Source organism: Nitrospira sp. BLG_2, assembly GCF_049222245.1.
The window spans coordinates 1-9,019 of record NZ_JBLYIG010000031.1; the positions used below are offsets into that span (position 1 = coordinate 1).

General features: G+C 54.1%; 9 protein-coding genes. 1 reads left to right on the plus strand and 8 read right to left on the minus strand.

The genetic code is table 11. The features are described from left to right. Positions 1–279: 279 nt before the first annotated feature. The 3 genes from ACOSYY_RS00850 to ACOSYY_RS00860 all read right to left on the minus strand — a co-directional run bounded on the left by ACOSYY_RS00850 (position 280) and on the right by ACOSYY_RS00860 (position 3,149). Positions 280–1,047 (minus strand): molybdopterin-binding protein, encoded by a 768-nt coding sequence (locus tag ACOSYY_RS00850; RefSeq protein WP_421660336.1) that lies wholly within the window; start codon positions 1,045–1,047, stop codon positions 280–282. Continuing rightward, a complete protein-coding gene (locus ACOSYY_RS00855) occupies positions 1,037–1,936 on the minus strand; it encodes a cytochrome b/b6 domain-containing protein (protein WP_421660337.1) in 900 nt (299 codons plus the stop codon). The genes ACOSYY_RS00850 and ACOSYY_RS00855 overlap by 11 nt, the downstream gene beginning before the upstream one ends. A gap of 217 nt (positions 1,937–2,153) precedes the next feature. After that, positions 2,154–3,149, minus strand: a complete 996-nt coding sequence (locus ACOSYY_RS00860) for a methyltransferase domain-containing protein (RefSeq protein WP_421660338.1) — start codon at positions 3,147–3,149, stop codon at positions 2,154–2,156. Positions 3,150–4,041: 892 nt separating this feature from the next. Here ACOSYY_RS00860 and ACOSYY_RS00865 point away from each other — a divergent pair. Further along, complete coding sequence (locus ACOSYY_RS00865) at positions 4,042–4,437, plus strand: hypothetical protein (RefSeq protein WP_421660340.1); 396 nt, start codon at positions 4,042–4,044, stop codon at positions 4,435–4,437. 297 nt (positions 4,438–4,734) lie between these two features. Here the strand turns inward: ACOSYY_RS00865 and ACOSYY_RS00870 are convergent, their stop codons facing one another. The 5 genes from ACOSYY_RS00870 to ACOSYY_RS00890 form a co-directional block, all read right to left on the minus strand. Then, on the minus strand, positions 4,735–5,382 hold the full coding sequence (locus tag ACOSYY_RS00870; RefSeq protein WP_421660341.1) for a response regulator: 648 nt from the start codon (positions 5,380–5,382) through the stop codon (positions 4,735–4,737). A gap of 48 nt (positions 5,383–5,430) precedes the next feature. Next, positions 5,431–6,861, minus strand: a complete 1,431-nt coding sequence (locus ACOSYY_RS00875; RefSeq protein ID WP_421660342.1) for a PAS domain-containing sensor histidine kinase — start codon at positions 6,859–6,861, stop codon at positions 5,431–5,433. A 1,191-nt stretch (positions 6,862–8,052) separates the two neighbouring features. Continuing rightward, on the minus strand, positions 8,053–8,472 hold the full coding sequence (locus ACOSYY_RS00880) for a hypothetical protein (RefSeq protein ID WP_421660343.1): 420 nt from the start codon (positions 8,470–8,472) through the stop codon (positions 8,053–8,055). A 190-nt stretch (positions 8,473–8,662) separates the two neighbouring features. Next, entirely contained in the window at positions 8,663–8,842 is a 180-nt protein-coding gene (locus ACOSYY_RS00885; protein ID WP_421660345.1) for a type II toxin-antitoxin system HicA family toxin, read from the minus strand. Then, positions 8,839–9,019 (minus strand): hypothetical protein (locus tag ACOSYY_RS00890; protein WP_421660346.1); only part of this gene is annotated, 181 nt, incomplete at its 5' end. The genes ACOSYY_RS00885 and ACOSYY_RS00890, both read right to left, overlap by 4 nt.

Consider the following 9,019-nt stretch of genomic DNA (forward strand, 5'->3'; position numbering starts at 1 on the left):
GCCACCATCCAGTGGGTGAAGAAGACTGCCCGCGGCTTCCGCAATGTCGAGCATTTCAAAACCGCGATCTATTTCCATTGTGGAAGATTGGATCTCTATCCAACCCACACAAAAACCTGAAGAGCCAAAAAAAGATCTGCGGAATCAAATTGGTTTTGTCTGGCCAATGGTGTGGTCACGGAGCACTTTATCGGCGAGTGCGTCAAGCTTACCACCGTTCACATCAGCCTCGAACTGGCGAGCTCTGAGCATCATATGTGATCGTTGTTCCGTGGTTGATCAAATGCCGGCGTACCACTCGTAGCCCTGATCTTCCCAGTAACCACCCTTCCCTCCTCCAATGCTCGATAGCGAGGCAACGAGTTCCAAGCCCATCACATACTTCGCATGTTTGTAGCCCAATTGGCGCTCGATCCTGAGACGAATCGGCGCGCCGTGCGGAATGTCGAGCGGCCTTCCGTTCAGCTCATACGCCAGCATGGTCTGGGGATGATAGGCGTCCTCCATAGCCACGCTTTCATAGTAAGGAATACCTTCGCCGTCGATGTCGGCGCAGTAGAATACGACATATCGGGCTTCCGGCAGCGGTTCGACCCGATGCATGAGATCTCCCAGAGGCACTCCCGTCCATTTGCCGATGGCGCTCCATCCTTCCACACAGTCATGCCGGGTAATTTGCGTGCGCGACGGCATGTCGCGCAGTTCAGCGAGCGACCATGTCGCGGGCTTGGCGATAAGACCGGTGACACCGATCTGCCAGTCGACAAAGTCGTGCTCTGCCTTGGCAACGTAATCCGAGGTTCCTGGATGCGTGTTTCCGTTAGGTGGAAAAACGGCGGAGATGTCGCGCTCTTCATACTCCTTGGCCAGCGCATTCGCCGGTGTCAGCGCACGCTGCACACGCTCGGTCCAGGCTTCCGTGTGGCCGAGCATCTGCCGAACCCACTCGCTGCGTGAAAAATCGTCGCAGCCGGAACTGGCCATGATGCCCGCAGCACCGGCGGCGGCCTTCAAGAGCTGACGGCGTCCGAGCCTGTTACGTGTCATGGCGGCCTCCTTTGATGGCAAACCAGCCGGTGATCATCGAGCGCATATTATTGACGAATCCCGTCATGACGACCTGGAGAACGTGCACGGCGACAAAGGCCACAAAAGAAAAGCAGGCGATAAAATGAATGGTGCGCGCCCCCTGCCGCCCGCCGAATAGCGGAAGCAGCCACGGGAACGCGGCATCGATCATGGGTGACATGCCGAGCCCGGTCAACACGATAACCGGCGCCAGCACGACCAGCACGATCAAGTACGCCAGCTTCTGCAGCACATTATACCGTGCGGCCGCTTCCCCTTCGGGATGGCGGAAGAACAGATGATTCTTCACGACCCGTCGGGTGTGACGAAGATCGACCGTCGTCGGCACGAGATCACGGGACAGATGCCGGCTCAGCAGCCCATAGGCGACGAAGAACACACCCGTGATCACGAACATCCACGCAAAAAACAGATGCCACTGCCGACCCATGGCGAGCCACTGCGGACCGGGCAGCGTAGCCCAGGCCGGGAAGGCACGTCCTCGGTGGTCCGAGTACCCGAGCAGGCCGGTGGTCTCGAAGGCATGGCCGAAGATCGTCGTGACACCTTTCACCTCACCGGTCTCCGTTCGTACCGGACGGATGGACAACAGCGCGTCGTTCCGATCCGATCGATCCCCCCAGTAGAGAGCGGGATGAGCATTGAAGATTTGGAGTCCGCTCATGACGAGGACGACCAGGCACAGCGCATTGACCCAGTGCGCGATCCGGACGGGCAGCGTATGGCGATAGGTCCATGTCACGGAATCGACAGCACGCGAGTCGAGCGAAGACGATACAGCCGGCGCCTGTTCCGCTTGGCTCGTCGCAGACTCTAAACAAGGATGGGAGCTGCTCGTGTCCACCATGTCATGGGCTCCCGAGAATATGAGGTCAGGATAACACCCAGGACGCACAGGAACAATTTTCGGTCGTATTAAAATGATGGAGCATTGAATGCGCCCCTTTTTCCGTCAAGGCGCGCCACAAAACTCGTAGAGCAGGCAACCAGAAAAAAGAAGGACATACGAGGTTACTTCACGATAGCACCGGTACTGGCGAGAGAAGCTAAAACATCAGTGGCACTCATGATCGCACAAGCCTGTCAGCCATCTGCACAGACAGCATCGCGCTCGTCGGGACACCGGCACGCACGGCCCGAAACATGCCAAAGCGACAGAGCCCTGTCCCAAATGCCAGCCGCATTAACAGGAACGTGAGCACTTCCCGCAATGATTTCATCAATCCGAGCACACCAAAGCGAACCAGCCCTGCTGGACGGGCAATTCCCTGCCGGATGGAATCAAGCCATGAGGGTAAGGTTTCGGCGGTCCAATCCGCGGTGGTTACTTCACCCTCTACCAGTCCAGTTGCCTCCATTAATTCTGTAAACCCTTCGATGCTGGAAAACGCCGGATGAGACCACTGATCCAGCAGTTGCCGCATCACCGGCTTTTCCCACACATTGAGTGGAATCCGGCGATCGTCCCGCTGATTCCAATCGGCCACGACCAGAATTCCACCCGGTTTCAGAACGCGCAACAGCTCTCGAGCAAATCGTGCCTTATCCGGCATATGCGGTCCTGCCTCGACCGACCAGACCACATCAAAACTGGCATCGGGGAACGACAGTGCCAGCGCATCATCGACCTGAAAGTGGGCATTCACCTCTGGGGAGGTCAGTTCTTGAGCGCGTCTGACTTGCTGAGGGCTGATGGTGATTCCTGTGACAGCAAAGCCATACTCCCGCGCCAGCATGCGACTGCTGCCGCCAATGCCACAGCCCACATCCAGCACCGTCGTCCCGGACGGAAGCCGGTCTAGCCCACCCCAACGCACCATTTCATGCACAAAATCCGACTTGGCTTTGAGAAACTCCTTTTTGCGGGGTGGGGAGCCATAGTGTCCCAGATGAATATGTTCGCCCCAGTAGAACTCGAGAATGCCGTCATTCGTCCAGTCGTCATAGGAATCGGCGACAGAATCGGCAGACTGATACTTGCGGGGGAATAGCAGGTAGAGCACTACTCCAATCAGCAGAAAGCACAGGAGAAGGACGATCGCCCATATGAACATGTTCATCGTATCGAATGTCTGAATGAAGGTGATTTCATTCACAGTTATGGATAAGACAAAGAACGTGACACGAGAAACCTAGAGAACACCCTCCACTCTTCTCTGTTGATGTGCCAACAGAGACGCAGCATGATCGGACTTATAGAGATGAATTTTCGTGCCGTCAACTATTTTGAGATAGGTCCTAGACAAGTTGACGCACCTGAATACAGAAAGTAGCCTGTGGCCGCTTAACCGATAGTATCCTTCCATTTTTGAGCCAAGATCTATATCGCAGCTTACGCCAAAAGCGGAGAAATGAACTATATACCGGTATGGATTTGGCCATTTGTTCAGGTCACTGCCATCCCGGTTCGCTTGCCCAGGAAGTCAACGCTCAAGTATAGTGGTCTCATGCGCCGGATTAAGAGAGCAATTCGGTCTCAACCTCAGAGAACAGTCTCGGCCGTTTTGTTCTTCCGTATCTGTATCTGCATGGTGTTACAAATGCTTGGCGCTCCAATCACGCTGCTTGGTGTACTTGTGTCGGATACGCCGGTGGAATCTCTCTCAGAAGACTTATCGATTCTTCCGATCACGCCTACGCCGGGCCTATCGAGTCTTTCCAGCTCATATTCCGAGTTCCACCCTTCACCTCATCTTCCGATCTTCTCAACCGCAGTCTTTCATCCTCCCCAAGGGTAGGCTTCGTTCTCATCGATCGAATCGGTGTACGTGCTCCGCTGAGACGTTCATGCGTGGACCATTCGCACCGCACTCATGCGTGTGGCGGAAAGTCCTTCGTGATCTTACGGAGTGGCGTTAGGTTTCACACAATCAGGTACCGGCAGGCTTGCTCCGAACGAACTCAGCGACTTGCATTGAGTGGACAAGCCTTTGCAAAAAATGGAGAAATGACATGGCCAAGGCGAATCATTCCGATTGGTTCTCGAATAGGAACGCACAGCAATATTCGTTTCTAGCTGCGCCCCCATCCAACAATCCCCACCAGGCGGAAGACTTTCAAATGAAGGTCGCTGAAGAAGTTGCCCACATGCGCCGCAATGACCTCGCGGTGGACGTGCCGAGGGATTTTGGAGGCGTGGATTTTCACGATCACACAATCACGGAGCCCGATGATTCCCAGCTGCTCACGGTAGAACCCCCTCTGACCTTATCGAAGATCTGTTCCCAACTGACAGCCGTTGAGCGGCTGTGGGTGGCCCGGATGGTCAAGGCGCATGGCAAAGAGGTGGTACTCGCACGGTGGCGGGGCTACGAGGTCCACATAAACTACGTTCGGTACCTTCGTTAAATTCCAACGCATACCGAATCAATCAGCTACAAGAACAAGTATCCTCCCCCGGTTCCGTCTGATGGGGAAGTGAGAGTCTCATTGATGGGACGGCGGAGCGTGGATCAGTTATGAATCTGAAGATAGAGGATCAGCGGGCTGCGGCACGAATTGTGGGCGCTGACGATCGATGAGGCTGATATGCAGTGGGCGAATGAGGAAATCGCCGGACTGGCGTTCGTTCGAATCAGCGAGGATGGAGAGCAGCGACTCGATGATGTGATGACGACAGCGGACTGTGGTGAAACAGGGTTATGGCTACTCATGAGTAAGCCCTTGCGTGATGGCATATCGCATTAACTCCGTCGTCGTGTGGATGTTCAACTCCTTCATGAGGCAGTTTTTGTGGAATTCGACTGTCTTCACGGACAGCTTGAGCAACTCCGCAACCTCTTTTGTTCTCTTACCTTCGCCGATCAATTGCAATACTTCACGCTGGCGAGGTGTTAACTCGGCGATGGATCCTTTGACCGCCGGTTTTTCCCCGGCCTTCAAGGCTTGTTCGATGATCGGTTTGGCGATGGACGGGGTCAGATAGTATTTTCCTTGCAGAACGGCCTCGATCGCCTGCGGCAATTCTGAAACGGCGGATTGTTTCAATAGATAACCGCTGCCTCCGGCTTTGAACGCTTCCGTGGCATACTGTGGACTCGCATGCATCGTGAGAAAAAGGAGTTTTACATCCGGCTGGGAGTTTTTGAGTTGCCGAACGGCATCCAAGCCGTTCAAGAGCGGCATGGATATATCGACGAGAATCAAGTCCGGCTTAAATCGCTCCGCCGCCTCAAGCAAGGCGCGGCCATCCTCCACCATTCCCACCACGTCGTACCGTTCCTCCAGCAATTTACGCACACCGGCCAGCAGGATTGAATGATCGTCGGCCATCAACACACGAGGCTTCTTCATGATGATTGCTTCCTGTCTCTGTGCAAGCTGTGCACGTTATGTTATCAATCACCCGTCACCGGTCATGCCAGGAAGTGACACCCAGGCCTCGACCTCAGTGCCATCTCCGGGTTTCGTCCTCACGAGAAATGTGCCCTGGAGAGCCTTTACGCGCTCTGCCATGCTCGTTAAGCCTAATCCGTCCAGTTTACCGCGCTCCGGAAATTGATCGAACCCGCACCCATTATCAACAATGGTTATTCCCACACTGTGCCCCGCTCCAATGAGACGAACGAGGACATTGGTGGCTTCGGCATGTTTCCTGACGTTTTGCAGACTCTCCTGCAGCACGCGATAGAGACATGTTGCGTGCTCGAGCGGGATAAGCGCCTGCATATTTCGCACGATAATCTCCGTAGCCAATCCTGTTCGTGTGGAGAACTCCTCCACATATTCCCGCGCGGCGGCTTCTAAGCCCGCATGCTCGAGAAGGGAGGGATGAAGCTGATGCGCCAAGCCCTGCAGGTCCGTCGTGAGCCGTTCCGCCTTCTCCCCTAACTGCTTGAGATGCCAGGCGTGCGACGCGTCCGATTGAGAAATCTGAACGGATTTGCTTTGAAGGTCAATCGTCAACGCCGCGAGCCGCTGGGTAAAGTCATCGTGAAGATCGCGGGCGATCCGCTTCCGCTCCTGTTCCTGCGCCATCAAAAGTTTTTCCGTGAGGTCTTGGAGCTGGGCTTGATGAATGTGCAGCTCTTTCTGATTCTGCAGCAATTCGCGTTCGGCCTTTTTGCGATCCGTGATATCCGTGGCAATCCCTCCGAGCGCGTAAACCTGTCCATTCCCATCTCGCACCGGAAACTTCACGACAATGCTCGTATGAGGACCGTCGGCGCAGAGCGCCACCTCCTCAAACTCCATGGCCTTTCCCATTTTATAGACCTGGCCATCGTTCCGTTGATACTGGGACGCATATTCGGGCGGAAACAGATCGGAATCGGTCTTACCTAATATGTTTTTCTGTTCAAGTTGGAATGCCTCTTCGAAACGAGGATTCGCATACAGGTAGCATCCATTCCGAGCCTTTATGAAAGCCAGATTGAATGCATTACCGAGAAAGGCTCGAAACCGTTCTTCGCTCTCATGCCTAGCGCGTTGAGCCATCTCGATCTGCCGAGCGGAATGCTTTTGAGTGATGACGAGCCAAGCGATGCCTAACAACAGTGCCGTAGCCATAGCTCGATTTGGGCTGTCATGTTGTGCCAGCGCGCTCGGATTGATTTCAAGCCCCACCCATGTAAGCAGAACCGTACTGCCGGCCGTAATCACTGTGCTTAGTAATTCCGGTGTCAATCGGGTGAGGAGGATCGGGAGCGTATAGAAGATCGGCACCACATAACCGGATGGTGCCAAAAAATCGCAAACAAACACCGCGATCGTTGCTACGGCTGTTGCAACGAGCCAGCCGCCCGACGGTGTCCCCCATTTCGATGCTGTCACGCGAACTACTCCTCTTTTCAAAAGAGCCGTGGCCCGCTGCCGGATGCGATATAAACCTATTCGACAAATGAGCCTATTCTAGGTTCCTCGGCAAACACCTAGCAAGGGGGGAGAACTGATGATCCCGAGAAAGCGACAATGCAGGAAATTTGGGCTGTCCGGGAGCATTGGCTTGCGGCCTTTACCCCTCAGGTATGTGATTCCCTTACCAGTAGAATTAGTGTTCGGAATAGAGCCAACTCCTAGTTGGTGCGAGATTTCGCTTCTTGTACGATCCTCATCGTTATCAAGCGGCGCTTTCGCCGTTGGTTCGCAATTCCACGATCCTTTCTAGCCTCCGCCGCTTTCGGAGAGATGGGAGCACACGACCATGGGGGACACCACAAAACATTGGATCGCGTTGAGAACTCCAAACCAGCATACGGATGGGACCTGGAACTGTATGTATGTCATTTTTGAGTCCGACCCAACACGATGGAGGTACAACCAAGGGTATCCCAATGGCAGCTTCGCGACCCGAGTAGAGGCCGCTGTGGCAGCCCTGCTTGAGGCAAAACGCATTGTCAGGTCTATCGAGCCGCCGGCACAGTCTCATACGCGTTCGAGAAAATGCAGCGGTCTTAGCCCGGCCATTCCGAAATGCGTTATGGATGAATGACGCTCTGACTACTGCCAACGGCTGCCTCATGGTCTTGCACGAAGAAATAAGGCACTTTATGGTCGTCTCAGAAACTCTGCTCGACGGCAGCCTCAAAATAGATGACCTGACAAACATTGAAGTAGACTTGATTCAGTACTATCTACTCGAGATAGACAAAAAGTTTTCAAGCTACCCACTGCCTTGAAGTGGGCTCTGCAGGCGAGTGGGGTATGACTGTAGCGCACCCGGCTGCGGCCTGCCCGGTACGACCGCTGTTGCAGCAAGAACGGCCCTCTCATGAATCACTTCCGTGAAGAGATCAGGCAATTTATGTTCGCCTCGGAAAAATTACTTGGGTATGAGGTATCGGTAGAACACCTCACAAAGATGGAAGTAGAGGTTATTCAGTCTTATTTGACAGAGATTGCCTTGAAGTTTCAGAACATCTTCCCAGGATGAGGTGATGCATTCGATCGTCGAGCTAGGCAGTTAGATGGTTCCGAGGCCGCTTGCAGGAAATCGATGAACGGGAACAAGATCCGCCGAAACCACTACTCGTGGACTTTGTCGCCTTCCCCTCGGCGGGTAAAATTCAAGACGCTGAAAGTCGGCGCAATGATCGTCACGGTCAAACCCCAGAGTAAGATGAAGGTGATCGCGCGGTAAAAGACGAGATCGAAGACGATCGCGGGACCGGCACCTGCGATAATACTGAAACGGCCGATCACCGTTCCCAGCAGAGCGATTCCCTGAACCGCGATACCGATACGTCTCGTCCAGGATTGATTGTATCGGCTCAGACAATATCCTACGAATAAGATGCCTGCCAGCACGCTTTCGAAGACGATGGCGTCGCGACGTCCATACTCTTCGGCCGGCAAACCGGCATGGATGAGCGCTGCCATGGTGAATGCCAATGCTTCGGCAAACAGAAACGTCCTGGTCTGAACTAGCTGCCGATCGTCCTTCATCGCCGTACGAATCCAACGAGCTTTTTAAACACTTCTGCAGTCAAACACTGATTTGCCATCAACGCACCTGGCAACATTCCTAGAGCAGGCTACTGCCGCACCTGTTGTACTGGCCAAAGCCTCCTCCATTCTCTTTGTATAGATTCTTGAGATAGGCTTATTTTCGCTGGCTATCTCACGGGCGAGGACGCTAGGGACTAGCTAACATCTTGAGAATTCGTTTGGCGAGATGTTCGTTGATTTCGATGTGGCGAGGAATGGGCTGAGATACCTTAGTGACGGGATTGTGATACCAATCATGCTTCCCACCATGACGAACGAGCACGCAGCCGTTGGTTTCAAGCTGTCGGATCAGGTCACTTCGCTTCACTGGAGTGTCAGCTCTGCCAGCTTGCGTACGCCAGAAATCTCACCCCCGGTAAGGTCACGGTACAGATCGCGAAGGTGGGCTTGCAAGTCTTCGAGCGATTCCCCTTGCGTCCAGTAGTCAGGATAATCTTGTAAGTAGCCAAGCCACTGGCCTCGATCCTGCCAATAGATGTATTTG

Bases quoted from the DNA above. Each gene is read 5' to 3' on its own strand.
- ACOSYY_RS00865 (WP_421660340.1), top strand. From the start codon at position 4,042: ATGGCCAAGGCGAATCATTCCGATTGGTTCTCGAATAGGAACGCACAG.
- ACOSYY_RS00860 (WP_421660338.1), bottom strand. From the start codon at position 3,149: ATGAACATGTTCATATGGGCGATCGTCCTTCTCCTGTGCTTTCTGCTG.
- ACOSYY_RS00880 (WP_421660343.1), bottom strand. From the start codon at position 8,472: ATGAAGGACGATCGGCAGCTAGTTCAGACCAGGACGTTTCTGTTTGCC.
- ACOSYY_RS00870 (WP_421660341.1), bottom strand. From the start codon at position 5,382: ATGAAGAAGCCTCGTGTGTTGATGGCCGACGATCATTCAATCCTGCTG.
- ACOSYY_RS00850 (WP_421660336.1), bottom strand. From the start codon at position 1,047: ATGACACGTAACAGGCTCGGACGCCGTCAGCTCTTGAAGGCCGCCGCC.
- ACOSYY_RS00855 (WP_421660337.1), bottom strand. From the start codon at position 1,936: ATGGTGGACACGAGCAGCTCCCATCCTTGTTTAGAGTCTGCGACGAGC.